Genomic DNA, 25488 nt, shown 5'->3' on the forward strand with positions numbered 1-25488 from the left:
TGGCCCCAGAGGGCGCTGCCGCCGGTTTCTTGGCGCGATGATGCGGATGAGAGCGGCCTCATTGCGAGGCGTCGTGGCCTGAAGCGTCGGCGCGGGATGCGCTGGCGCGGTTCCTGACCTGTTTCGCGCGCGGTTTTGCGCAACCAAGCCTGCTGGCGTCCTGCCAGCGGGCTTTTTTGTCTGCTGCAGACATCCGTATTCAGCTTTCAAATGTCTCGCAGGACATGATCTAGATCGCTGTTTTCCAAAGAATTATCAAAAAACTAATAATCGCAAGCCGAAGTGTGACGAAAAGCACGCTCAGCTTCGCTTTCTGTCAAAAACTTGACGCCCGATTTGACCGCTGTTAACACTTCGCTCAGTTCTATGGTTGGGTAGCGTTCACTTTTTGACTATCCAGGGTGCCGCTTTCCGCGCACCGCCAGTTGGCCCATGGCGCCAATCACCACGGGGATCGCAGTGGCTGACGGCCTCGCGACGGTGGGTGTTTGTCAAAAAAACCAGTCCCAACATTCAGGAGCAGGGCGTCGATGAATCGGATTTATCGCAAGGTCTGGAACAAATCGTTAGGCGTGTGGGCCGTGGCATCGGAGTTGGCCAGCGGCGACAGCCCGGGCGCAGTGAGCACCGCCGCATTCATCGACCGCCGCCAGAGCCGTTGCCTGGTTGCCGCGATCGCCCTGGCGCTGGGTAGCGCCGGCATCGCCATCCCCCTTTCCGCAGTGGCGCAATCGGTCGAAGTCGGTCGCGGTGCGTCGGCACCTGCCGCCAACGCCACCGCCATCGGCGCCGGGAGTCGCGCCAGCGCGACCGGCGCGCTCGCCACCGGTGCCGACAGCAGCGCCAGCGGCGTCAACAGCAGCGCGATCGGCCGCCAGACCAATGCGATCGGCGAGAACGCGGTGGCCATCGGCTACAACAGCTTCGTGCGCCAGAGCGGCGAAAACGGCGTGGCGCTGGGCGCCAACGCCGGCGTGACCGGTGCCAACTCGGTGGCGCTGGGCGCAGGCTCGCGCACCCACGAGGACGATGTGGTGTCGGTCGGCAGCGGCAATGGCCGCGGTGGCCCGGCCACGCGCCGCATCACCAACGTCAGCGCCGGCGTCAACGCCACCGACGCGGTCAACGTGGCGCAGTTGCGCGACGTGGCCGACGTGGCCGAAGACACCGCCACGTTCTTCAAGGCGACCCCGGGCGAAGACAGCGTCGGCGCCTATGTCGATGGCGACAGCGCGCTGGCTGCCGGCGATGCCGCCAATGCCACGGGCACGGCGACCACTGCGCTGGGAACCGGTGCCAATGCGGTGGCCGACAATGCCACCGCGGTCGGTGCCAATGCGCTCGCCTCCGGGCAGAACAGCGCGGCATTCGGCCATAACGCGCAGGCCAACGGCCCCGGCAGCGTGGCCGTCGGCGGCGCTGCAGTAGACGAAGACGGCGAGCCGTTGGTTACCAACGGCGGCGTGCCGGTCACCACCGGTGCCACCAGTGCCGGCGTCGGCGGAACCGCGGTCGGCGCCAGCGCCAATGCCGATGGCTTCGCGGCCTCGTCGTTCGGCGTCGGCGCGTATGCGGCCGGTGCGCAGTCGTCCGCGTTCGGTGCGGTTGCCAATGCGGCAGGCGATTACGCCACCGCCGTGGGCACGCAGACCAGCGCCAGCGGCACCAGCAGCACCGCAGTCGGTGGTCCGGTCGATTACGTCCCGGGTCTGGGTTTCTTCGTGCAGACCCAGGCCAGCGGCGATGCGTCCACCGCGCTCGGCGCCGGGGCGATCGCATCGGGTACCTACACCACCGCCGTCGGCGTGCTCAGTGAAGCCTCCGGCACCGAAGCCACCGCCGTGGGTTACTTCGCCTATGCACCCGGCGAAGGTGCCACGGCAGTCGGCCCGGAATCCTGGGCCAGCGGCGAGCTGAGCACGGCGCTGGGTTACTACAGCACCGCACGCGGCGCCAACTCGGTTGCGTTGGGCGCCAATTCGATTGCCACGCGCGCCAACACCGTGTCCGTTGGCGCGGCCGGCGATGAGCGCCAGATCACCAATGTCGCCGCCGGTACCGAAGGCAGCGATGCGGTCAATCTCGACCAGCTCACCGCCGTGTCCGACGTTGCTTCCACCACCGCGCGCACGTTCGTGGCCACCGGCGATGGCACCGCGATTGCTGAAGGCATCGACAGTGTTGCGGCCGGTTCCAACGCATCGGCAACGGGTGACTACAGCGCTGCATTCGGTTCGACCAGCCAGGCATCCGCGCAGGGCAGCACCGCGCTCGGCAGCGGCGCCATCGCGACCGGCGAGAATGCAAGCGCGCTCGGTTTCAACAGCAATGCAGTCGCCGACAACGCCACTGCGCTTGGCGCCACCAGCAGCGCGTCGGGCGAGTCCAGCACCGCAGTGGGCGGCGCAAGCCAGGCCACCGCCAGCGGCGCGACCGCACTGGGTTACGAGAGCATCGCCAACGCCGCCGACTCCACTGCGCTGGGGGCGGGCAGTGTGGCCTTCGGCGACACCAGTACGGCCGTGGGCGGTGCAAGCGTCGCGTTCGGCGATGACAGCGCCGCTTTCGGCGCCAATGCCGCCGCCGGCGGTAGCGCATCCACTGCGATCGGCGCAAACAGCAGTGCCTTCGGCGAGCGCACCGTTGCGCTGGGTGGCGCCAGTAACGCGTCGGGCGACGACAGCATTGCGCTCGGTGCGAGCAGCCAGGCCTCCGCGCTGGGCACGACGGCGGTCGGCAGCAATGCCAACGCCAGCATCGCCAATGCCACGGCGGTGGGCTTCAACAGCAGCGCCGGTGACGACTACGCCACCGCGCTCGGCGGCGACAGCAATGCATCGGGATATTTCAGCACCGCCGTCGGCGGCAACAGCATCTCCAACGGACGCTACTCGACAGCGATCGGCTATGAAAGCATCGCCAACGGCGGCTCGGCCACTGCGCTGGGCAGGGCCAGCGTCGCCTGGGGCGATGGCAGCACCGCGATCGGCATCGAGAGTTCGGCCTATGGCTACGACAGCACCGCAGTGGGCCCCAATGCCTTCGCCGCCGACACCGCCTCGGTGGCGATGGGTGCGTTCGCCAACGGGTGGGGCGCGCGTGCCATTGCACTTGGCAGTGAATCTGCCGCGGTAGGCGATGAAAGCGCTGCGCTGGGCTGGGAAGCGCAGGCCGATGGCGCGCAGAGCGTGGCCATCGGTAGCAACGCGCTTGCGTCCGCGCAAAACAGCGTAGCGCTGGGCGCCGGCGCAGTTGCCGATCGCGCCAATACGGTGTCGGTGGGCAGCGTCGGTGGCGAGCGCCAGGTCACCAATGTCGCCGCCGGTACCGAAGGCACCGACGCGGTGAACCTGGACCAGCTCAACGCGGTCGGCGAGACCGCCGAAGCCACTGCGCGCCTGTTTACCGGTACCGGCACCGGCACCGCCGATGCGCAGGGCGAGGACGCCATCGCGGCCGGGTCCAACGCCACCGCCGATGGCGATTACAGCAGCGCGTTCGGCTCCAGCAGCCAGGCCACCGCGATCGGCACGGTCGCCATCGGCAGCGGTGCCAGCGCCACCGCGCAGTACGCCAATGCGGCCGGCTACAACGCCGCCGCCAGCGGATACGGCAGTGTGGCCAGCGGCGCCTTCAGCCAGGCCAGCGGTGATTATGCCGTGGCCGTGGGTGGCGAAAGCGAAGCCGCCGGCGCGCAGAGCACCGCGCTGGGTGCGGCGGCAGGCGCCTATGGCGATGGGTCGCTGGCGGCCGGCACGCTGAGCGTGGCCGATGGCAGCGAAACCACCGCAGTGGGCTATTTCGCCAGCGCCAGTGGCGATTCGGCCACCGCGGTCGGCGCGGAAAGCGTGGCCGATGGCACCAGCGCGGCGGCGTTCGGCTTCGGCGCCGAGGCCACCTCCAACTACTCCACCGCCCTGGGCGGCTATTCCAGCGCGACCGGGTTCAACAGCACCGCGCTGGGCAATTTCAGCACCGCCAGCGGCTCCAGTACCGTGGCCGTGGGTGGCGATGCCACCGCAACCGGCGACTACAGCGTCGCGGCCGGCCAGGGCAGCGTGGCCAGCGGCTACAACAGCGTGTCGGTCGGTGGCGCCTTGCTCGGCCTGCTGCCGACCGAAGCCTCCGGCGACTTCTCCACCGCGCTCGGCGGCGCTGCATGGGCGCCTGGCCTCAACAGCACCGCACTCGGCAATTTCGCCGAATCCACCGGCGAAAGCAGCGTGGCGCTGGGCGCCGATTCGGTGGCCGATCGCGATTTTGCGGTCTCGGTGGGCAGCGCCGGTAACGAGCGTCAGATCACCAACGTGGCCGCCGGTACGCAGGGCACCGATGCGGTGAATCTGGACCAGCTCAACGCCGTGGCCGAAACCGCGCAATCCACCAGCAAGTACTTCCAGGCCAGCGGCAGCGCCGACAGCGATGCCGGCGCCTATGTGGATGGCGACAACGCGCTGGCTGCAGGCGAGGGCGCCAATGCCACCAGCACCGGCACCACGGCGTTGGGCGCAGGCGCGCAGGCGGTAGTCGATAACGCAACGGCGGTCGGCGTGAGCGCACTGGCCAGCGGCATCGGCGCGGCGGCGGTGGGCAACAATGCCCAGGCCACCGGCGAAAACAGCAGCGCGGTCGGCAGCAATGCCCTGGCCAGCGATGTCGGCGCCACCGCAAACGGTGCCGGCGCGCAAGCGGTTTCGACCTATACCACCGCGCTCGGCAGCGAGGCAGTGGCATCGGACAACCAGGCCACGGCGGCCGGTTTCCGCAGCACCGCCTCCAATGTCGGCAGCGCCGCCTTCGGTGGCTACAGCGAATCCAGCGGCCGGTTGTCGTCGGCGCTGGGTTACGGCGCGGTGGCCTCGAGCGACTACAGCACCGCGGTCGGTGCCGCATCGCTGGCCTCCGGTGCAAGCGCGGTCGCCGTGGGCGAGTTCAGCGAAGCCACCGGCGACGAAAGCGTGGCGGTGGGCGGCAGCACGTTCTTCGGCTTCATCCCGGCGCGTGCCACCGGCACCGGCGCTGCCGCATTCGGTGCAGGTGCCTGGGCCACGGCCGACTACACCACCGCGATCGGCTGGAATTCCTATGCCGACGGCGTCAATGCCACCGCGCTGGGTCAGAGCGCGGCGGCACTTGCCGACAACACGCTGGCCCTGGGTGGCGGCAGCCGCGCCGATGCGGTCGGTGCCAGCGTGGTCGGCGTGGATGCATCGGCGACCGGCATCAACAGCACCGGCGTCGGCCGACAGGTCAACGTGATCGGCGAGAACGCGGTGTCGGTGGGCTACAACTCGTTTGTGCGCCAGAGCGCGGTCAACGGTGTGGCCCTGGGTGCCAATGCCGGTGCAACCGGTGCCGATTCGGTGGCACTGGGCTCGGGCTCGCGCAGCGACGAAGCCGACACGGTGTCGATCGGCAGCGGCAACGGCCGCGGCGGTCCGGCCACCCGTCGTATCGTCAATGTCAGCGACGGCCAGGCGGCGACCGATGCGGTCAACAAGGGCCAGCTGGATGCGCTGGCGGCCGATGTGCAGACCACCACCGGCATGGTGCAGACCACCGGCGAAGGGGTGGCCACCGCGACCGGTGATCGCGCCACCGCCGCAGGTGCCGGCGCAACTGCCAGTGGCGCACGCAGCGTGGCGATCGCCTCCGGCAGCCGCGCCTCTGCCACCGGCGCCAGCGCCATGGGCGTGGACAGCAGCGCCAGCGGCGTGAACAGCACTGCGATGGGCCGGCAGACCAATTCCATCGGCGAAAACGGCGTGGCACTGGGCTACAACTCCTTCGTGCGCCAGAGCGGTGCCAATGCGGTGGCGCTGGGTGCCAATGCCGGTGCCAGCGGTGCGGACTCGGTGGCGTTGGGCTCGGGCTCGCGCACCTATGACGCCAACGTGGTGTCGGTCGGTAGCGGCGATGGCCGCGGCGGCCCGGCCACCCGTCGCATCGTCAATGTCGGCAGCGGCGCGATTGCCAGTGCCAGCACCGATGCGGTCAACGGCGGCCAGTTGTTCCAGTCGTTGAGCAACGCTGCCAGCTTCCTCGGCGGTGGTGCGGCGATCGGTGCGCAAGGCGTGTTCGTCGCGCCGACCTACGTGATCCAGGGTGCCAGCTACAACAACGTCGGTGCGGCATTGACCGCGTTGGACAGCAAGGTCACCGAGCTGGACGCGCGTGGCGGTACTGCAACGGCCAGCACTGCGGCACGCACGCTGTCGCTGCGCACCGCAGCGGTGCCGGCTGTTGCCACCAGTGCAGTGACTGCATCGAGCAACGCTGTCGCCGATACCGGCGCCAGCGTGCAGGGCACGCCGACCGCAGCGGTGGTCGGCAGCATCACCCCGGCCGCAGCGTCCACCGCCGTCGGCACGGCGGCAGTGGCCAACCACGTGACCGGCACGGCGATCGGCGGCAGCGCGTATGCGCATGGCCCCAACGACACTGCGATCGGCAGCAATGCGCGCGTCAATGCCGACGGCAGCACCGCGGTCGGCGCCAATACGCAGATTGCCGCGGTGGCGACCAATGCGGTGGCCATGGGCGAAGGCGCGCAGGTCAGTGCGGCCTCCGGCACGGCGATCGGCCAGGGCGCACGTGCCAGTGCGCAAGGTGCGGTTGCCTTGGGTCAGGGGTCGGTTGCCGATCGCGCCAACACGGTGTCGGTGGGTAGCGTCGGCGGCGAGCGTCAGGTGGCCAACGTGGCCGCCGGCACACGTGCCACCGATGCGGTCAACAAGGGACAGCTGGACAACGGCGTTGCCGCGGCCAACAGCTATACCGACAGCCGCTACAACGCGATGGCCGACAGCTTCGAGACCTACCAGGGCGATATCGAAGACCGTCTGCGCCGGCAGAACCGTCGCCTGGATCGTCAGGGCGCGATGAGTTCGGCGATGTTGAACATGGCCGCCAGCGTCGGTGGCATCGCCACGCAGAACCGCGTCGGTGCCGGCGTCGGTTTCCAGAACGGCGAATCGGCGTTGTCGGTGGGCTACCAGCGTGCGATCAGCCCGCGCGCCACGCTGACGGTGGGCGGCGCACTCAGCGGTGACGACAGTTCGATCGGTGTGGGTGCCGGCTTCGGCTGGTAACCCGCTGGGTGCATGACACGCGCCGGCGCCGGTGTGCGCCGCCGCGCCAGAGCAAGGCCCGAGGGGGCGGGCAAGGACCGTGGCTGGGCCGGCCAACGGATTCGATGGAGTGATGGCCTTACCAGGAGTGGCTGATCAAACGCAGCGAGCTGCACCGCAGTTGCGCAGCAGTTTCGAAAGCCGCTCCCAGCTGATCGACGAAAAACACGAAGAGGACTTCACCGTGATCGACAAGAATTTCCGTCTCTCCCCGCTGACCGGCGCCATCTTGATGATGGCGCTCGGTGCATCGGGCACGCTCGCTGCTGCCCCGCAACTGCTGGTCAAGGAACCGACCCAGGCAGCATCGGCCGGCGCTGCGTTCAGTAGCCGCCTGATCGTGCGCTACAAGGACAACACCGCCGCCGCGACCGATCGCGCCAGCAAGCTGAGCGCGGTGCAGGCCGCCGTCGGCCGTGTCGGTGCGAGCACTGGCGCACGCAGCAGCGCAGCCGCCGCCAAGGCGACGTATGTGCGCAAGCTCGGCATCGGCTCGGACCTGATCAAGCTGTCCAGCACGCTGACCACCGCACAGGTGGACAAGGTCGTGGTCGAGCTCAAGAACGACCCGTCCGTGGCCGACGTGCAGATCGACCGCATGCTGCGCCCGGTCGAGATCAAGAAGAGCCTCGCCGCCACCGACGTGAGCCCGCAGCTGGTGCCCAATGACCCGCTGTACGCGCAGTACCAGTGGCATCTGAGCAACCCCAACGGCGGCATCAATGCGCCGGCCGCATGGGATCTGTCGCAGGGCGCCGGCGTGGTGGTGGCAGTGCTGGATACCGGCATCCTGCCGGGCCATCCGGATTTTGCCGGCAACCTGCTACAGGGTTACGACTTCATTACCGATGCCGAAGTCTCGCGTCGTCCCACCGATGCCCGCGTACCGGGCGCGCTGGATTACGGCGACTGGGAAGAGGCCGACAACGTCTGCTATGACGGCTCGGTGGCGCAGGAAAGCTCCTGGCACGGCACCCATGTCTCGGGCACCGTGGCCGAAGCGACCAATAACGGCGTCGGCATGGCCGGCGTGGCACCGAAGGCGACCATCCTGCCGGTGCGCGTGCTCGGCCGTTGCGGTGGCTACACCTCCGACATCGCCGATGCGATCGTCTGGGCCTCCGGCGGTACGGTTGCCGGCGTGCCCGCCAACACCAACCCGGCCGAGGTCATCAACATGAGCCTGGGCGGCGGCGAGCCGTGCGATTCGGCCACCCAGCTGGCGATCAACGGCGCCGTCTCGCGCGGCACCACCGTGGTGGTGGCGGCCGGCAACAGCGGCGAAGACGCGGCCAACCATTCGCCGGCCAGCTGCAACAACACCATCACCGTGGGTGCCACGCGCATCACCGGCGGCATCACCTACTACTCCAACTACGGCAGCAAGGTGGACCTGTCCGGTCCGGGCGGCGGTGGCAGCGTGGACGGCAATCCGGGCGGCTACATCTGGCAGGCCGGCTATACCGGTGCGACCACGCCGACCTCGGGCACCTATACCTATATGGGACTAGGCGGCACCTCGATGGCATCGCCGCACGTGGCCGGTGTCGTCGCCCTGGTGCAGAGCGCGGCGATCGGCCTGGGCGATGGCCCGCTGACTCCGGCCGCAGTGGAAGCCCTGCTCAAGCAGACCAGCCGCCGCTTCCCGGTGACGCCGCCGGCCAGTACCCCGATCGGCAGCGGCATCGTCGATGCCAAGGCCGCGCTGGAAGCGGTGCTGGTGGAGCCCTGCGATCCGGCCACCGAAAGCTGCGCGCCGACCGCCATTGCCTTGACCAACAAGGCCCCGCTGACCGGCCTGAGTGGTACCGCCGGCAGCGCCACGCTGTACAGCTTCGAAGCCAAGGCCGGGGCCGTGCTCAGCTTCATGACCTACGGCGGCACCGGCGATGTGTCGGTGTACGTCAGCCATGAAGCCGAACCCAGCGCGACCAGTTACGACGCCAAGTCGACCCGCCCGGGCAACAGCGAAACCGTGCGTTTCACTGCTCCCAAGGCAGGCACCTACTACATCAAGCTGGTGGGCGCTGGCGACTACGCGAAGCTGACGCTCGTTGCACGACAGTAAGTAGCTAAATAGTGTGACCGATGCCCCCGGCCAATCACCGGGGGCATCGTTTTTCATGGCGATTCAGATGCGTACGGTTGATCGTCGCGGCAAACTGCTACAGTCGGCGCCGGACCAGTGGAGACGAGTGTGAACGCGGTTGCCGTCGATCCAATTGAGCATCGCAGTGCGGAGACGCGCATCGTCGAGGCGCTGCTCGAACGCCGTCGTCTGAAAGACACCGATCTGCTGCGCGCGCGCCAGTTGCAGACCGAATCCGGCATGGGCCTGCTGGCCTTGCTCGGCCGTCTGGGCCTGGTGTCCGAACGCGATCATGCCGAGACCTGCGCCGATGTGCTGGGTCTGCCGCTGGTGGATGCCCGCCAGCTCGGCGATACCCCGCCGGAGATGCTGCCGGAAGTGCAGGGGCTGTCGCTGCGCTTCCTCAAGCAATTCCATCTGTGCCCGGTCGGCGAACGCGATGGCCGGCTGGAGCTGTGGATCGCCGATCCCTACGACGATTACGCGATCGACGCGGTGCGGCTTGCCATCGGCTGTGCGCTGTTCCTGCAGGTTGGCCTGCGCTCGGAAATCGACGATCTGATCGAGCGCTGGTACGGCCAGGGCCGCAGCGCGATGGGCACCATCGTGGAAACCGCCGATGGCGATGCCAACAGCAGCGACGATATCGAAGCGCTGCGCGACCTGGCGTCCGAGGCGCCGGTGATTCGCCTGGTGAACCTGGTGATCCAGCACGCGGTGGAGCTGCGCGCCTCGGACATCCATATCGAACCGTTCGAAAGCCGGCTAAAGGTGCGTTACCGCGTGGACGGCGTGCTGGTGGAAGGCGAAAGCCCGCCGGCCAAGCTCACCGCCGCGGTCATCAGCCGCATCAAGATCATGGCCAAGCTCAACATCGCCGAACGCCGGCTGCCACAGGACGGCCGCATCATGCTGCGCGTGCAGGGCAAGGAGCTGGACCTGCGTGTCAGCACCGTGCCCACCGCGCACGGCGAGAGCGTGGTGATGCGCCTGCTCGATCGCGAGACGGTGGTGTTCGACTTCTACAAGCTCGGCTTCACCGAAGAGTTTCTGCCGCAGTTCCGCAAGGTGCTGGAGCAACCGCACGGCATCATGCTGGTGACCGGCCCGACCGGCTCGGGCAAGACCACCACGCTGTACACCGCATTGAGCCAGCTCAATACCTCCGACGTGAAGATCATCACCGTCGAAGACCCGGTGGAATACCAGATCGAAGGCATCAACCAGATCCAGGCCAAACCGCAGATCGGGCTGGATTTCGCCAACGCGCTGCGCAGCATCGTGCGCCAGGATCCGGACATCATCATGATCGGCGAAATGCGCGATCTGGAAACCGCACGCATCGCGATCCAGTCCGCGCTCACCGGCCATCTGGTGCTGTCCACGCTGCACACCAACAATGCGGCCGGCGGCATCACCCGCCTGCTCGACATGGGCGTGGAGGATTATCTGCTCACCTCCACCATCAACGGCATCCTGGCGCAGCGCCTGGTGCGCAAGCTCGACCTGGCCAACGCCGAGCGCTATCCGGCATCGCCGGAAGAAATCGAACGCTTCAACCTGCGCCGGCTGCAGCCGGACGGGGAGATCTACCTGTATCGCCCGCGCGCCTCTGCCGCCGCGCCGACCGGTTACCTCGGCCGCACCACCATCGTCGAATTCCTGGTCATGAACGACGAGTTGCGGCGCGCGGTGATGCGTCGCGCCGGCATGGGCGAGATCGAGCAACTGGCTCGCAAGGCCGGCATGCGCACCATGTACGAAGACGGCCTGTCCAAGGCCTTGCGCGGCGAAACCACCATCGAAGAAGTGCTGCGCGTGACGGAGGATGCGTGAGAGTCAACGGAGCCACAACGAGCATCGGATGCTCAGGATCGGAAGATAACCAAAGCAGCGTCCTGGCACTGCGGTGCGCGCACGCGCAGATGCGCGCAGTCGCGCCAGCACAGCGCAGCACCGTGCTTTGCCCGATTCCCGATTCCCGATTCCCCACTCCCGGCCTTCCAGCCTGATGCCCCTGTACCGCTACAAGGCGCTCGACGCCCACGGCGAAATGCTCGATGGCCAGATGGAAGCGGCCAGCGACGCCGACGTGGCCCTGCGCCTGCAGGAGCAGGGCCACCTGCCGGTGGAAACGCGCCTGGCCACCGGCGAAAACGACTCGCCGTCGCTGCGCATGCTGTTGCGCAAGAAGCCGTTCGACAACGCCGCGCTGGTGCAGTTCACCCAGCAGTTGTCCACGCTGATCGGTGCCGGCCAGCCGCTGGATCGCGCGTTGTCGATCCTGATGGATCTGCCCGAAGACGACAAAAGCCGGCGCGTGATCGGCGATGTGCGTGACACCGTGCGTGGCGGCGCGCCGCTGTCCTCGGCGCTGGAACGCCAGCACGGGCTGTTTTCCAAGCTCTACATCAACATGGTGCGCGCCGGCGAAGCCGGCGGCAGCATGCAGGACACGCTGCAACGCCTGGCCGATTACCTGGAGCGCAGCCGCGCGCTGCGCGGCAAGGTGATCAACGCGTTGATCTATCCGGCGATCCTGCTGGCGGTGGTCGGCTGCGCGCTGCTGTTCCTGCTCGGCTATGTGGTGCCGCAGTTCGCGCAGATGTACGAAAGCCTGGACGTGGCCTTGCCGTGGTTCACCCAGGCGGTGTTGAGCGTGGGCCTGCTGGTGCGCGACTGGTGGGTGGTGTTGATCGTGGTGCCGGGCGTGCTTGGGCTGTGGCTGGATCGCAAACGCCGCAATGCCGCCTTCCGTGCCGCGCTGGACGAATGGTTGCTGCGGCAGAAAGTGGTCGGCAGCCTGATCGCGCGCCTGGAAACCGCACGGCTGACGCGTACCCTGGGCACCTTGTTGCGCAACGGCGTGCCGCTGCTGGCGGCGATCGGCATTGCGCGCAACGTGATGTCCAACCTGGCATTGGTCGAGGATGTCGATGCCGCCGCCGACGACGTCAAGAACGGCCATGGCCTGGCGATGGCGCTGGCACGTGGCAAGCGCTTCCCGCGGCTGGCCCTGCAGATGATCCAGGTCGGCGAAGAATCGGGCGCGCTGGATACGATGCTGCTCAAGACCGCCGACACCTTCGAGCTGGAAACCGCGCAGGCCATCGACCGCGCGCTGGCCGCGCTGGTGCCGCTGATCACGCTGGTGCTGGCCTCGGTGGTGGGGCTTGTCATCATCTCGGTGCTGGTACCGCTGTATGACCTGACCAATGCCATCGGATAACGTGGCGGTGGATTCACAACAACGTTCCGGCGACCGCGCGACACCCATGCGGGAACCATTGCAATGGCCGCTGTGTCATCTTCTGGCGGCAGCATCTTTCATCGACGTGCAAGGAAATCGTTCATGATCAAGCGCTCCATCACCCGTAGCCCATCGCGTGCAGGCCAGGCCGGCATGAGCCTGCTGGAAATCATCATCGTCATCGTCCTGATCGGCGCGGTGCTGACCCTGGTCGGCAGCCGTGTGCTCGGTGGTGCCGATCGCGGCAAGGCCAATCTGGCCAAGTCGCAGATCCAGACCCTGGCCGGCAAGATCGAGAATTTCCAGCTGGACACCGGCAAGTTGCCGAGCAAGCTCGATGACCTGGTCACCCAGCCCGGCGGCAGCAGCGGCTGGCTGGGCCCGTACGCCAAGCCGGCCGAACTCAACGACCCGTGGGGCCACACCATCGAATACCGCGCGCCCGGCGATGGCCAGCCGTTCGATCTGATCAGCCTGGGCAAGGACGGCCGCCCCGGTGGCAGCAGTTACGACGCGGATATCAAGTACCAATAAGCCGTTCGCCATGCGCGTTGCGTGTCAGCCGTTGCGTCATCCGCATGGAGTGGTCGGCCCTGGTCGCACACGCACGCGTGGCAGTTCGTTGCTGGAGATGCTGCTGGTCATCGCCCTGATCGCGATGGCCGGTGTGCTGGCCGCCGCAGCGCTCAACGGCGGGATCGACGGCATGCGCCTGCGCACCGCCGGCAAGGCGATCGCCTCGCAGTTGCGTTATACGCGCACGCAGGCGATCGCCACCGGCACGCCGCAGCGCTTTCTGATCGACCCGCAGCAGCGCCGCTGGGAAGCACCCGGCGGCCATCACGGCGATCTGCCGGCGTCGCTGGAGGTGCGTTTCACCGGCGCGCGGCAGGTGCAGTCGCGGCAGGATCAGGGCGCCATCCAGTTCTTTCCCGATGGCGCCTCCACCGGCGGGCGCATCGATCTGCGCGTCAAGGACGCGACCTGGCGCGTGGACGTGGGCTGGATCACCGGCGAAGTGCGTTCCGGGCAGTTGCGGACGCCGGCGCCATGAAGCGCCAGCGCGGTTACACGCTGATCGAGGTGATCGTCGCCTTTGCGTTACTGGCGCTGGCATTGAGCCTGTTGCTGGGATCGCTGTCCGGTGCCGCGCGTCAGGTGCGCGCGGCCGACGAGAGCACGCGCGCCACCTTGCATGCGCAATCGTTGCTGGCGGCCCAGGGCATGGACAAACCGCTGGTGCCCGAGCAGCAGCAAGGCACGTTCGAGGACGGGCATTTCCGCTGGTCGATGGATGTGCGCCCGTACGACGAGCCGCGACGCAATCCGCAGGCGCCGGTGTCCCCCGGCGCACACACGTTGCTGCAGCTGACCCTGGTGGTGCGCTGGGGCGAGCAACCCAACCAGGTGTTGCAGTGGCGCACCTTGCGGCTGGTCGCGGCGGCGCAACCGGGCAGCGCGCCATGAGTCGGCCGCGTAGTGCCGGCTTCACCTTGATCGAAGTGTTGCTGGCGACGATGTTGCTGGTGGGCGGGCTGGCATTGGCGTTTGCCACCTTGCGCTCGGCCAGCGCGGTGAGCCAGCGCGGCGAGGCGATCGCCCAGCGCAGCGAGCGCGTGCGTGCAGTGGAGGAATTCCTGCGCCGGCGACTGGCGGCGGCACTGCCGATCGCGATGGGCATCGACCCGCAGAGTCAGCAGCCGATGCTGTTCATCGGCGAGGCGCAGCGCATGCGGTTTGCCGCCGATGTGCCGGATTACCTGGGCCGCGGCGGGCCGTACCTGCATGATCTGTCGGTGGCCGGCGATGGCGAGCAGCGCACCCTGCGGATCGCGTTGACCATGCTGCAATCGGGCAAGCCGATCGAGGAGGGCACCACGCTGCCGCCGGAAACACTTGCCGACGACGTGCAGCAGGTGAGCTTCCGGTATCGCGGCATGGATCCGCAGAGCGGACGCCTCAGCGCGTGGTTGCCGCAGTGGGAATGGCACGACCGCCTGCCGTTGCTGGTGCGCATCGAGATCCGTAGTGGCGGTGCCGCCTGGCCGCCGCTGGTGGTGGCCCTGCCGCAATCCAGCAACCCGGGAGCGGGGCAATGAGCGCGATGCGCGGTGCCGCGCTGGTGTTGGTGCTATGGCTGATTGCGCTGCTCACCGCGATGATCGGTGCATTCGCGCTGACCGCGCGGGTGGAAGCGCTGCAGGGCAGCATGCTGCGCAATGGCGCGCAGGCGCAGGAATATGCGCGCTCGGGGCTGGAATACGCATTGTCCCGCCTGCAGAGCACCGACACCCAGGCACGCTGGCTCGCAGACGGCCGGCGCTATCGTTGGCAGATGGACGATGCCACGGTGGAGATCCGCATTACCGATGAAAGCGGCAAGGTGGACTTGAACATGGCCGAGCCCGCGCTGCTGGCTGGCCTGGTACGCGCGGTCGGTGGCGAGCAGGGCCGCGATACGCGCATTGCCGGCGCGATCGTCGACTGGCGCGATGGCGATTCGCTGAGCCAGCCCGGCGGTGGCGCGGAAGATCGCGATTATGCCGATGCCGGATTGCCGTACGGTGCCAAGGATGGCCCGTTCGAAACGCTGGGCGAGTTGCGCCTGGTGCTGGGAATGGATGGCGAGCTGTATCGCAAGCTGTTGCCCAACCTCACCCTGTACAGCGGACGCTCGCGCCCCGAAGCGCGCTTTGCGCCGGGCCCGGTGCTGACCGCGATGGGCCTGGATGCGCGGCAACTGCTGGCCCAGCGTGACGCGCCGCCGGGTTTGCCGGGCAGCGAGGCGACGGTCGGTGGGTCGGACACTTATAGTATCGAGAGCCGGGCGCGACTGAGTCAGGGACGCGAGGCTGTGTTGCGGGCGGTGGTCTCCACCAGTGCGTCCGCACTACCTGGGTCGGCGTATACCGTGTTGCGTTGGGAAGAGGGAGCAGCAGTGCAATGACCGCATGGCGGGACACCTTGGGTCGTATCGGCGTACGCGCCATGCCGGGAGCCGGAGGCTTCTGGCGTTGGTGGCAACAATCGCTGCTGGCCTGGCTGCCGCAGCGCTGGCAATGGCAGTTGGGCCTGTCGCCGTCGCGGCTGTTGTTGCAGCCCGATGGGCAGGCGTTGCAGTTGCTGCGTCAGCGCGATCACAGCAGCGAGACCATCGCCAGCCTGCCGTGGCCGGTGCAGCCGCAGGAAGTGCATGCCTTGTTGCCGACCGCGATGGAAGGCTTGCCGCGGCATTGGCTGCTGCCGGCCGCGCATGCCTTGCGTCGTCCGTTGCGCCTGCCTGCTGCGGCAGCGGCGCGGCTGCAGGATGTGGCGCGCTTCGAGATCGATCGGCAAACCCCGTTCACTGCCGACCAGGTGTACTTCGATGCGCGCGTGCTGGACGTGCGCGAGGACGGCCAGCTCGATGCCGAACTGGTGGTGGTGCCGCGGCGCCTGATCGATGGCCCGGACGGCGTGCCCGACGCATGGGCCAGCGCCTTGTCCGGCATCGATGTCGCCGATGCGCAGGGCCTGCCGCTGGGCGTGAACCTGCTGCCGCCGGCGCGGCGGCTGCGGCGCAGCGACCCGATGCAGCGCTGGAATCTGTTGCTCGCTGCCGCCGCACTGGTGCTGCTGGCCGTGGCCGGCTGGCTGCTGCTGGACAACCGCCGCCAGGCCGCCGACGACTTGCGTGCCAAGGTGCAGGCCAACGCCGCACGTGCGCGCCAGGTCGCCGCCGAACGCCAGCAATTGCTGGATCTGGTCGAAGGGGCCAACTTCTTTCAGCAGCAACGTGCCACCCGCCCCACCTCGGTGGAAATCTGGGACGAACTGAGCCGGCGTTTGCCGGGCGGCACCTACCTGGAAAAATTTTCGGTCGAAGGTGGGCAATTGCAGTTGATCGGCTTGAGCAACGAAGCCTCCTCGCTGGTGCGGCGCCTGGAAGGCTCGCCGCTGTGGCGCACGCCCTCGCTGACCGGCGTGCTGCAGAGCGATGCCGGTCGCAACGTCGACCGCTTCACCATCACCGCCGAACTGGCCGGCCCCGATGCTAAGGAGGCGGCCGATGCCACGCAGCGTTAAGCGCGATCGCTGGATCGCTTTGGGCCTGCTGTTGCTGGTGATCGGCGTGGCCTATCTGGTGCTGGTGCACCCCTGGTTCACCCAGCCGATGATCGCGGTGCAGGACGACCTGCAAGCGCTGCGCGAGCGCGAGCTGCGCGTGCGCGTGCAACTGCAGCAGGCGCCGGAAGTCAGCAAACGGCTACGCCAGGCGCGCCAGACCCTGGAAAGCCGCCCGGGCTTCCTGCCGGAAACCTCGGCCGAACTGGCATCGGCCGGCCTGGTGCAGCGGCTGGAACGCGCCGTGGTGGAAGCCAGCCCCGGCAACCGCAGCTGCGCGATCAGCAACCGCTCGCCGCTGCAGCCGGAAAGCAAGGACCGCTTCACCCGCGTCGCGGTGCAGGTACGCCTGCGCTGCGGCACCCCGGAGCTGGCCTCGGTGCTGTACAGCCTGGAAAACGGCACCCCGCGCCTGTTCGTGGACAACCTCAACGTGATGGCGCAGCGCTACCAACTCTCGCCCAACGAAAGCGGCAACGGCCTGGACATTGCCTTCGAACTGGCCGGCTATCTGCGCCCGGGCGCCAGCGCCGCGCCGTTGAACACCGACGCGGCGCCCGCCGCCCCCGACGCTGCGGAGGCCGGCAATGCGCCTTGACATGATCGGCCTGCGCACCTGGCTGCTGGCCACCGTGGTCGGCTGGGCGCTGCTGGTATGCGTGCTGGCCGTGGCCGGGCTGGGCAAGCGCGTGGAGTTGCTGCCGGACGACCCGGCGCTTGTGCAGCGCCTGCCCACGCTGCCGGCACCAGCCCCGGAACGGCTGGGCGCATTCGAAAAATATTCGGAGATCGCCGCGCATCCGGCCTTCGCCGAAGACCGCCTGCCGCATCCGTTCTTCCTGTCCGGCAACGACGGCAGCAGCGCTGCCTCGACGGTGCGCCTGACCGGCGTGCTGCTGACGGACAACTTCAAGATGGCCACGCTGACGCTGGACCCGCAGGATTCGGTGCGTGTGCAACTGGGCGGCGAGGCGGTCAAGGGCTGGCGCCTGCTCGCCCTGCAGCCGCGCAGCGCAACCATCGAGGGCCCCGGCGGCACTCAGACACTGGAGTTGCATGTGTTCAACGGCCTGGGCGGGCAGCCACCCACCGCCAATGCGGGCGCGCGCGCCGCTGCCGGTGCCATCCCGCCGTTACCCTCGCCCGATGCCGCCGCCGTTGCGCCGACGCAACCGCCGCAGACCCAGCCCGCCGCGCAGCCACAGCAGCCCGGCGGGCAGACACCGCCGACGGTGCCGCCGCAGCGCAGCGATGGCGCTCAGGAAGCCCCACGCCCCTCCGACGATCAGATGCGCGCCATCCGCGAACGTATCGAAGCCCGACGCCGCCAGCTGCAACAGCAGCGCCAGAGCGGCTCTACCCCCGGTCAGACCCAATGAGTGAACGCATGACGCAGCGCCTGTTTCCCGTGTCCCTGCTGATCGGCCTGCTGGCCGGTTGCGCCTCCACGCCGCCGCCGGAGGTGCGCCGCGACGCGCGCCTGGACCCGCAAGTCGGCGCTGCCGGCGCCACCCAGACCAGCGCCGAGCAACGCGCCGAGGGCAATGCCAGCGCCAAGCCCACCCCGGTGATCCGGCGTGGCAGTGGCACCATGATCAACCAGAGCGCCGCCGCCGCGCCGTCGCCCTCGCTGGGCATGGCCAGCAGCGGCAGCGCCACCTTCAACTTCGAAGGCGAATCGGTGCAGGCGGTGGTCAAGGCGATCCTGGGCGACATGCTCGGGCAGAACTACGTCATCGCCCCCGGCGTGCAGGGCACCGTGACCCTGGCCACGCCCAATCCGGTCTCGCCGGCGCAGGCCTTGAACCTGCTGGAAATGGTGCTGGGCTGGAACAACGCGCGCATGGTGTTCAGCGGTGGCCGCTACAACATCGTGCCGGCCGACCAGGCGCTGGCCGGCACCGTCGCGCCCAGCACCGCATCGCCCTCGGCCGCGCGCGGTTTCGAAGTGCGCGTGGTGCCGTTGAAGTTCATCTCCGCCAGCGAAATGAAGAAGGTGCTGGAGCCGTACGCGCGCCCCAACGCCATCGTCGGTACCGACCCCTCGCGCAACGTGATCACGCTGGGGGGCACCCGCGCCGAGCTGGAAAACTACCTGCGCACCGTGCAGATCTTCGACGTGGACTGGCTGTCGGGCATGTCGGTGGGCGTGTTCCCGATCCAGTCCGGCAAGGCCGAAAAGGTCTCGGCCGATCTGGAGAAGGTGTTCGGCGAACAGAGCAAGACGCCCAGCGCCGGCATGTTCCGCTTCATGCCGCTGGAGAACGCCAACGCGGTGCTGGTGATCACCCCGCAGCCGCGCTACCTGGACCAGATCCAGCAGTGGCTGGACCGCATCGACAGCGCCGGTGGCGGCGTGCGCCTGTTCTCGTATGAGTTGAAGTACATCAAGGCCAAGGACCTGGCCGACCGCCTGTCGGAAGTGTTCGGCGGCCGCGGCAACAACGGCGACTCCAATGCTTCGCTGGCGCCGGGCGCGGAAACCAGCGTGCTGGGTGGGCAGCTGGGCAATCGCGACAGCAGCATGGGCGGCAGCTCGGGCATGACCGGCGGCAGCGTCGGCGAGAGCAGCGATGGCAGCTCCTCCGGCAGCAGCTTCGGTGGCAGCAGTGGCAGTGGCAGCAGCAGCGGTGGGCTGGGCAACGGCAGCCTGCAGCTGTCGCCGCGCAGCAACGGCAATGGTGCGGTGACGCTGGAGGTGGAAGGCGACAAGGTCGGCGTGTCGGCGGTGGCCGAAACCAATACCTTGTTGGTGCGTTCCACCCCGCAGGCATGGACCTCCATCCGCGACGTCATTGAAAAGCTCGACGTGATGCCGATGCAGGTGCATATCGAAGCGCAGGTGGCTGAGGTGAATTTGACGGGCGACCTCAGCTACGGCGTCAATTGGTACTTCGAAAACGCGGTGAATGCTTCGAGAGATCCAGCGACTGCATTAACGAATGCCACTGGTATTGGTGTTGGCGCTGGCCTTACCAACGCTGCGGGTCGGAACATCTGGGGGGATATTGCCGGAAGCGTGACTAGTAACGGTTTGGGATGGACATTTCTTGGAAAGAATGCGGCTGCCATCATCACTGCGTTAGATCGGGTGACAAATGTCCGATTGCTCCAAACGCCTTCGGTGTTTGTGCGAAATAATGCAGAAGCGACGCTCAACGTCGGTTCGCGAATTGCGATCAACTCAACTTCGATCAATACGGGTCTTGGTAGCGACAGTAGTTTCTCTTCTGTGCAATACATTGATACGGGCGTGATTTTGAAGGTGCGTCCGCGTGTGACCAAGGACGGGATGGTGTTTCTGGATATCGTCCAAGAAGTAAGTAGCCCCGGTGATCGGCCTGCCGCGTGTACTTCGGCGACCGCAACGGTAAACGCAGCAGCCTGTAACGTCGACATCAACACCCGCCGTGTCAAAACAGAAGCTGCTGTGCAAAGCGGCGACACGATCATGCTGGCCGGTCTGATTGATGACACAACCACGGATACGAGCGATGGCGTGCCCTTCCTGAGCAAGCTTCCTGTAGTCGGTGCGTTGTTCGGAACCAAGGGAAAGAGCAATACCCGCCGCGAAGTCATCGTGCTGATCACCCCGTCGATCGTGCGCAACCCGCAGGAAGCGCGCAATCTCACCGACGAGTACGGCCAGAAGTTCAAGGCCATGGAGCCGCTGAAGCCCAGCCAGAAGCCGCAATGAGTGCGGCACTGCCCGTCGTGCTGGTGCCGGTCGGCACCGACGACGAGGCCCTGGATGCCTGCCTGGGTGCACTGGATGCGGCCACCCCCGCCGGCACGCGGGTGTGGCTGGCCGACGACGCGCAGGCCGGCCCGCGCGGCCGCGCGGTGATCGAGCACTGGCTGGCGCGCACGCATCTGCAGGCGCATCACACACGGCGCCAGCGCATGCTCGGCGAGGTCGCGCATCTGGACGAAATGCTCAGCGCCTGCAGCGATGCCGACGTGGTGGTGCTGGGCGTGGACGCCTGCCCGCTGCCGGGTTGGTTGAATCAGCTCGATGCCTGTTTTGCGCGCGATGCGGCGATTGCCACCGCCACCCCGTGGAGCAATGTGGGCGAAGCCTGTGCCTGGCCACGCCTGGGCGAACTCAACCCGATGCCCGAGGCGCGGGAGCGGCTCGCCGCTGCGTGTGCGGCGATGCCGCCGCTGCATCCGGAACTGCCATCGGCGATCGGCCACGCGGTGCTGCTGCGCGGCAGCGCACGGCGCAAGGCCGGCGGCCTGGATGCCAGCAGCTACGGCTCCTGGTATGCGGCACTGGTGGACCTGAGTCTGCGCATGGCGGGGCTGGGATGGCGCAACGTGCTGTGCGATACCGCCTTTGTCGCCTCGCCACACGAAGGCCGCCCGGCCGATGGCGACATGGATGCCCTGGCCACGCGCTGGCCGGCCTGGCACGCCCGCCTGGCCAACTTCCTGATGCACGACCCGCTACGTGCGCAGCGCGATCAACTCGCGCAGCTGCTAGCCGATTTACCGCCGCCGGATCCACAACGCAGGCTATTTGACGCGTAGAACAGCTGCCAAAGCGGCATGCTCACCGTCAGGCGGGCGCAGCCGGTGTTCGGTGGACTTGTGCAGTGCAGTTTCTTGAGCGCTGTCCTATGCAACCTGACGACTGCTTGCCGTGCGGTGAGTGCAGTGGCTTGTCGGCCGTATGCTGGTAGATGCTATCGGGAGTCCAGGTCAAACGCCGAGGGGGTCGAGGGCGCGGTGCCCTCACCGCTCGCGGGACACGCCGTGAACCCGTCCCTGGGGGCTCGGTGGCGGCATCCATGCCGCCACACGGTCCCGCAATCGGCGAGGACACCGCACCGGAGAGTGAGTCGGTTGCTTTGTTGAAAACATGCACACCGACCATCTCGACTGGTCCTTGCCCGCCCACCGTCGCGGGACCTTACGCGGCATGGATGCCGCGTAAGAGCCTCCATGGACGGATTCACGGCGTGTCCCGCGATGGTGGGCGGGCAAGGGCCCTGCAGCCAGGCCGCAGTGCAATGACTGACGTGACGTCGTCTTGTTAGCCGCTCAAGAAGCCGAACGCATCGGTGCCTCGGTGCGTACCACCACCTCCAGCGCATCGTGGCGCCAGGATTCGATATCCAGTTCCACCGCGCGGCCGTCTTCGGCGAAGCTGATCCGCTGCAGCCGGAAGCAGGGCGTGCCGGTGGTGGACTGCAGCAACAGGGCTTGCGCGGCGTCCAGCCCGGCCGGATGCATCGACAACTGCGCGCGGCTCAGGAACAGACCGAGTTTCCGGTTGAACACGCTCGACAGCGAGCCGGCCAGGTCGTGTTCCAGCAGGCCCGGCGCCCAGGCAGCCAGCACCACGTTGGTTTCCAGCAGCACCGCGCGGCGGTCGATCCAGCGCCGGCGTTGCAGCACGAAGACCTCTTCGTAGGGCGTCTGCAGCCGTAGCGCCGCCGCGTAGGCAGCGCCCGCCGCCTGGCGGTTGGCACTCAACAGCTCGGTGCGCGGCTTGCGCCCCTGCGCCGCCACGTACTGCATGAAACCGGCGATGCTGGTGGGGTCGTAGCGCACGCGCGGTGCGCTGACGAACCAGCCGCGCCGGTTCTCGCGGTAGATGCGTCCCTGCGCTTCCAGTTGCTGCAAGGCCTCACGCAAGGTGATGCGGGTGCAGCCGAAGCGTTCGGCAAGCTCGCGCTCTACCGGCAGGCGCTGGTCCGGACCCCATTCGCCGGCGGCGATCTGCGCGGAGACGATTTCGGTGATGGCGTGCTGGCGCGGTGCGCTCATGCGGCGATCCGCCGGTGGTGGCTGCAGCGCCTGTGCAAGGCAGTCGGGTGAGAGAGGTACATGCGGCGATGGTAAAGAAGAACGCGCCCGCAAACCGCAGGTGGCTCAGACAACGCCTGCCGGGTTCTGCTGCTGTTGGGCTTTCCAGCTACGCCATCCATACACCGCAAGCCCCACGAAACCGGCGTAGAGCAGGGCGGTGGGGTATAGCCCTTTGCTCAGGAACACGCCTACGTAAATGCAATCGAGCACGATCCAGAGCACCCAGTTGGCGATGCGTTTGCGCGCGGCCCACACGCTGGCGACCAGGCTGAAATTGGCCAGCGCCGCATCCAGCCACGGCAGCGTGGCATCGGTGCGGTGATGCATGTAGGCACCGAGCGCGGCAGCGAACGCCGCGCCGATGCACAGCGATAGCCACAGTTCCGCAACCGGCATCGGCAGCGGGCGAATCCGCGTTTCTGCAGCGGCACCGCGTTGCCAGTGCCACCATCCGTACAGCTGGGTCAGCACGTAGACGCCCTGCAGCAGCATGTCCGAATACAGCTTCCACTGATAAAACAGCCAGGCATACAGCGCCACCGCCACGATGCCGACCGGCCAGCACCAGCGAATGCGCCGCGCGGTCAGCCACACGCCCAGCAGGTTGATCACGACGGCGGTGGATTCGAGCAACGACATGCAATGCCTGATGGAAAGTGGACAGCGGTGGGAGAGGTGCAGGCCGTGCAAAGCAGCGGTGCGGTCGGAAGTGGATGCTGCGCGGTGCCCCGAATCTGCATGCGATGGAAACGCGATAGCGCTCTCACCGCTGAGTCCCTGCCTTCAACTGGTGCCTGCTGTTTTCAGCCATTGCCTCAAACACGCACAAGCACAGCTGACTCGCTTCGAGGTCCTTCCCCCGCCTGCGGGGGAAGCTGCCCGAAGGGCGGATGGGGGCAGCAGGCCTCAAAAATCCACCTGCACCGTCAGGCGCGCCGTACGCGGCGCACCCGGGAACAGGTACGCATCGCCCTGGTATTCGCCGGCATCGCGCCAGTAGCGTTTGTCGAACACGTTGTCCACGTTCAAGCGCCAGGTGGTGGCCGCCCCGCCCAGTGCGGTGGCATAGCGCGCGCCCAGGTTGGCCACGGTGTAGGCCGGCACGCTGGCATTGCCGAGCCGGTCGGCGAACTTGCGCCCGCTGTATTGCAGGCCTGCCAGCAGCGCCAGGCCGTCGATGCCGGGCACGCTGTAGTCGGCCTGCAGGCTGGCACGCAGCTTGGGTACGTTGATGGCCTGATGGCCTTCGTAGTCGGCAATGTCGGTGTCTTCGGCGCGCGCGCGGATGGCGGCGACGCTGGCGAACAGGCGCAGCTGTTCGGTTGCCGCCCCGTCGGCCGATAGTTCCAGCCCACGGTTGTGCAGGCGGCCCTGTTGCACATAGCGCAAGCCTCCATCGGCCTGCGGCTGGGTGAACTGGTAGGCCTGGCGGATGTCGAACAGCGCCGCGCCCAGGCGCAGGCCGTCGAAATCGAATTTTGCACCGGTTTCCAGCTGGTAGGCATTGGTCGGCGGCAGGATCTCATCGGCGTTGTCGGCAAACCACGGCGCGGTGCCGCCGGCGGCCAGGCTCTTGGCGTAGCTGGCATACAGCGACACGTTCTGTTGCGGCTTGAACAGCAGTGCGGCCTGCGGCAGCAGCGTGTCCTTGCGTGTGCGGCGCTCCAGGACGCCATCGCGATCGAAGCTGCGCTCGTCCAGGCGCACATAGCGCGCACCCAGCGACAGCTCCCACCGCGGCCCCAGTCCGATCCGGTCGGCGACCACCAGGGCGCGTTGACGGCTGTCCAGGCGGCGCTGTTTCGGGTCCAGGGCGACGTCGGTTTGTGCAAACACCTCCGGGTCGCGGTCGATGCTGCCGCTGCCGACGAATTCGTTGACCGAGCCGAAACGATCGATGGTGCGGCGCAGCCAGTCGCCGCCGATGCTCAGGTGGTGATCCAGTGCGCCGGTGAGCACGCGGCCTTCCAGCATGGCGCGCAGTTGATCGTGCACGCGGGTGTCGTCGGGGTTGCGGTAGTCGTAGACGTCGTACTCGCCTTGCGCACTGAAGAAATTCGGGGTGACGCTGTCGGCGCAACTGGCCGCGCCGTAACAGCCCCAGGCGAATGCGGAGAAATCGTTGATCACCGAGCGGCTGCGCGCCGCTTCGGCAGTGGCGCGCCAGTCGTCGTTGAACTGGTAGGCGTAACGCAGCTGCGCATTGAGCGCATCCATCTCCACCGGCCGCGACCATGGCTGGTAGCCGAGCAGGCGATGCACATCGATGGCGCGCGGCACCTGGGTGCCGCCCAGCAGTTGATAACCCGGCACCGAGCGTTGCTGGCGATGCTGGTATTCCACGTCCAGCTGCAGCAGCGATTGCGGGGTGATCTTCCAGTCGCCGGCCAGCGAGAGGAAATTGCGGTAGCCGTCGGCGTGGTCGACATAGCTGTCGATGTCTTCGCGTGCGGCATTGACGCGCAGGCCCAGGCTGCGTTCGGCGCCGAACCAGTCGCCCAGGTCGGCGGCGACATAGCGCGAACCTTGTTCGTCGGTCCCCAGGGTCACGCTGCGCACGTGCTCGGGCCGCTTGGTGCGGTAGTCGATCAACCCGGCGGGTTCGTTGACACCCGATTGCAGCCCGGCCAGACCCTTGAGGAGCTGCACCTGCTGCTTGTTTTCCAGCGCGATGGATTGCTCGCCCACTGCGCTCAGGCCGTTGATGCGGTAACTGTTGGCGGCGTTGAGCGAATAGCCGCGCACGACGAAATTTTCGTAGTAGCCGATCGGTGCGTAGGCCTCGCCCGTGGAGGCATCGGCACGCAATACCTCGCTGAGCACGCGTGCCTGGCGGTCGAGCACTTGCTGGCGATCGATCACCGCGATCGAGGCCGGGGCATCCAGCAGCCGCGTGGCGCCGAAGCCGGTCAATGCGGTGCTGGCCTCGGCGCGTTCGCCACGCACGTTGACCGCATCCAGTTCCACCGCCTCGGCGGCTGGGTCTTGCTGCGCGAGTGCAGGGGTGGCCACGCACAGCGCGAGTGCAAGCGCGAGCGGGCGGCGGTGGGGCAGGGAGACGGGCAGGTGCATGCGCAGGACTCGAAAAGGAGAAGAAA

At 67.5% G+C, this 25488-nt stretch carries 17 protein-coding genes; 14 read left to right on the forward strand and 3 right to left on the reverse strand.

Annotation, left to right across the window (positions count from 1 at the left end; genetic code table 11):
• Positions 1 to 530 precede the first annotated feature (530 nt).
• The 14 genes from EO141_RS07405 (at position 531) to EO141_RS07470 (ending at position 21106) form a co-directional block, all read left to right on the forward strand.
• Complete coding sequence (locus tag EO141_RS07405; protein WP_127168848.1) at positions 531 to 7091, forward strand: ESPR-type extended signal peptide-containing protein; 6561 nt, start codon at positions 531 to 533, stop codon at positions 7089 to 7091.
• A 223-nt stretch (positions 7092 to 7314) separates the two neighbouring features.
• Positions 7315 to 9198 (forward strand): diffusible signal factor-reguated S8 family serine peptidase, encoded by a 1884-nt coding sequence (locus EO141_RS07410; protein ID WP_104585978.1) that lies wholly within the window; start codon positions 7315 to 7317, stop codon positions 9196 to 9198.
• A gap of 129 nt (positions 9199 to 9327) precedes the next feature.
• A complete protein-coding gene (gspE, locus tag EO141_RS07415; protein WP_164739104.1) occupies positions 9328 to 11055 on the forward strand; it encodes a type II secretion system ATPase GspE in 1728 nt (575 codons plus the stop codon).
• A gap of 175 nt (positions 11056 to 11230) precedes the next feature.
• Entirely contained in the window at positions 11231 to 12448 is a 1218-nt protein-coding gene (locus EO141_RS07420) for a type II secretion system F family protein (protein ID WP_104585582.1), read from the forward strand.
• 123 nt (positions 12449 to 12571) lie between these two features.
• Positions 12572 to 13003, forward strand: coding sequence for a type II secretion system major pseudopilin GspG (gene gspG, locus EO141_RS07425; RefSeq protein WP_024939118.1), 432 nt, complete (start codon positions 12572 to 12574; stop codon positions 13001 to 13003).
• Between the two features lie 10 nt (positions 13004 to 13013).
• The gene (locus tag EO141_RS07430) at positions 13014 to 13523 is read left to right on the forward strand and encodes a GspH/FimT family pseudopilin (protein ID WP_119131815.1); all 510 of its coding nucleotides are present in this window, start codon (positions 13014 to 13016) and stop codon (positions 13521 to 13523) included.
• Entirely contained in the window at positions 13520 to 13936 is a 417-nt protein-coding gene (locus tag EO141_RS07435) for a prepilin-type N-terminal cleavage/methylation domain-containing protein (RefSeq protein ID WP_029218999.1), read from the forward strand. The genes EO141_RS07430 and EO141_RS07435 overlap by 4 nt, the downstream gene beginning before the upstream one ends.
• Entirely contained in the window at positions 13933 to 14568 is a 636-nt protein-coding gene (locus EO141_RS07440; protein WP_104585580.1) for a type II secretion system protein J, read from the forward strand. Before EO141_RS07435 ends, EO141_RS07440 begins: the two co-directional genes overlap by 4 nt.
• Positions 14565 to 15416, forward strand: coding sequence for a type II secretion system protein GspK (locus EO141_RS07445; protein ID WP_016901924.1), 852 nt, complete (start codon positions 14565 to 14567; stop codon positions 15414 to 15416). Before EO141_RS07440 ends, EO141_RS07445 begins: the two co-directional genes overlap by 4 nt.
• Complete coding sequence (locus EO141_RS07450) at positions 15413 to 16534, forward strand: PilN domain-containing protein (RefSeq protein WP_127168850.1); 1122 nt, start codon at positions 15413 to 15415, stop codon at positions 16532 to 16534. The genes EO141_RS07445 and EO141_RS07450 overlap by 4 nt, the downstream gene beginning before the upstream one ends.
• Positions 16518 to 17171, forward strand: coding sequence for a type II secretion system protein GspM (gspM, locus tag EO141_RS07455; protein WP_115677921.1), 654 nt, complete (start codon positions 16518 to 16520; stop codon positions 17169 to 17171). The genes EO141_RS07450 and gspM overlap by 17 nt, the downstream gene beginning before the upstream one ends.
• Entirely contained in the window at positions 17161 to 17952 is a 792-nt protein-coding gene (gene xpsN, locus EO141_RS07460) for a type II secretion system protein XpsN (protein WP_104585576.1), read from the forward strand. Before gspM ends, xpsN begins: the two co-directional genes overlap by 11 nt.
• Positions 17949 to 20270, forward strand: coding sequence for a type II secretion system secretin GspD (gene gspD, locus EO141_RS07465; protein ID WP_127168851.1), 2322 nt, complete (start codon positions 17949 to 17951; stop codon positions 20268 to 20270). The genes xpsN and gspD overlap by 4 nt, the downstream gene beginning before the upstream one ends.
• Complete coding sequence (locus tag EO141_RS07470; protein ID WP_127168852.1) at positions 20267 to 21106, forward strand: glycosyltransferase; 840 nt, start codon at positions 20267 to 20269, stop codon at positions 21104 to 21106. Before gspD ends, EO141_RS07470 begins: the two co-directional genes overlap by 4 nt.
• Positions 21107 to 21619: 513 nt before the next feature.
• On the opposite strand, the gene EO141_RS07480 is transcribed toward EO141_RS07470, so the two are convergent.
• From EO141_RS07480 to EO141_RS07490, 3 genes are all read right to left on the reverse strand, one after another.
• The gene (locus EO141_RS07480; protein WP_127168853.1) at positions 21620 to 22348 is read right to left on the reverse strand and encodes a UTRA domain-containing protein; all 729 of its coding nucleotides are present in this window, start codon (positions 22346 to 22348) and stop codon (positions 21620 to 21622) included.
• Between the two features lie 105 nt (positions 22349 to 22453).
• Positions 22454 to 23029 carry a nicotinamide riboside transporter PnuC gene (pnuC, locus tag EO141_RS07485; protein ID WP_127168854.1) on the reverse strand — a complete coding sequence of 192 codons (576 nt, stop codon included), beginning with the start codon at positions 23027 to 23029 and terminating at the stop codon, positions 22454 to 22456.
• Positions 23030 to 23296: 267 nt separating this feature from the next.
• Positions 23297 to 25462 (reverse strand): TonB-dependent receptor, encoded by a 2166-nt coding sequence (locus EO141_RS07490; protein WP_127168855.1) that lies wholly within the window; start codon positions 25460 to 25462, stop codon positions 23297 to 23299.
• Positions 25463 to 25488: the final 26 nt, after the last annotated feature.

Origin of the sequence: Xanthomonas sp. BRIP62415 (assembly GCF_003993515.1) — a bacterium.
GTDB lineage: Bacteria > Pseudomonadota > Gammaproteobacteria > Xanthomonadales > Xanthomonadaceae > Xanthomonas > Xanthomonas euroxanthea.

Coding starts and splice junctions, on each gene's coding strand:
- EO141_RS07405 (WP_127168848.1), top strand. CDS start 531: ATGAATCGGATTTATCGCAAGGTCTGGAACAAATCGTTAGGCGTGTGG.
- EO141_RS07420 (WP_104585582.1), top strand. CDS start 11,231: ATGCCCCTGTACCGCTACAAGGCGCTCGACGCCCACGGCGAAATGCTC.
- gspG (WP_024939118.1), top strand. CDS start 12,572: ATGATCAAGCGCTCCATCACCCGTAGCCCATCGCGTGCAGGCCAGGCC.
- EO141_RS07430 (WP_119131815.1), top strand. CDS start 13,014: ATGCGCGTTGCGTGTCAGCCGTTGCGTCATCCGCATGGAGTGGTCGGC.
- EO141_RS07435 (WP_029218999.1), top strand. CDS start 13,520: ATGAAGCGCCAGCGCGGTTACACGCTGATCGAGGTGATCGTCGCCTTT.
- EO141_RS07440 (WP_104585580.1), top strand. CDS start 13,933: ATGAGTCGGCCGCGTAGTGCCGGCTTCACCTTGATCGAAGTGTTGCTG.
- EO141_RS07445 (WP_016901924.1), top strand. CDS start 14,565: ATGAGCGCGATGCGCGGTGCCGCGCTGGTGTTGGTGCTATGGCTGATT.
- EO141_RS07450 (WP_127168850.1), top strand. CDS start 15,413: ATGACCGCATGGCGGGACACCTTGGGTCGTATCGGCGTACGCGCCATG.
- gspM (WP_115677921.1), top strand. CDS start 16,518: ATGCCACGCAGCGTTAAGCGCGATCGCTGGATCGCTTTGGGCCTGCTG.
- xpsN (WP_104585576.1), top strand. CDS start 17,161: ATGCGCCTTGACATGATCGGCCTGCGCACCTGGCTGCTGGCCACCGTG.
- gspD (WP_127168851.1), top strand. CDS start 17,949: ATGAGTGAACGCATGACGCAGCGCCTGTTTCCCGTGTCCCTGCTGATC.
- EO141_RS07470 (WP_127168852.1), top strand. CDS start 20,267: ATGAGTGCGGCACTGCCCGTCGTGCTGGTGCCGGTCGGCACCGACGAC.
- EO141_RS07480 (WP_127168853.1), bottom strand. CDS start 22,348: ATGAGCGCACCGCGCCAGCACGCCATCACCGAAATCGTCTCCGCGCAG.
- pnuC (WP_127168854.1), bottom strand. CDS start 23,029: ATGTCGTTGCTCGAATCCACCGCCGTCGTGATCAACCTGCTGGGCGTG.
- EO141_RS07490 (WP_127168855.1), bottom strand. CDS start 25,462: ATGCACCTGCCCGTCTCCCTGCCCCACCGCCGCCCGCTCGCGCTTGCA.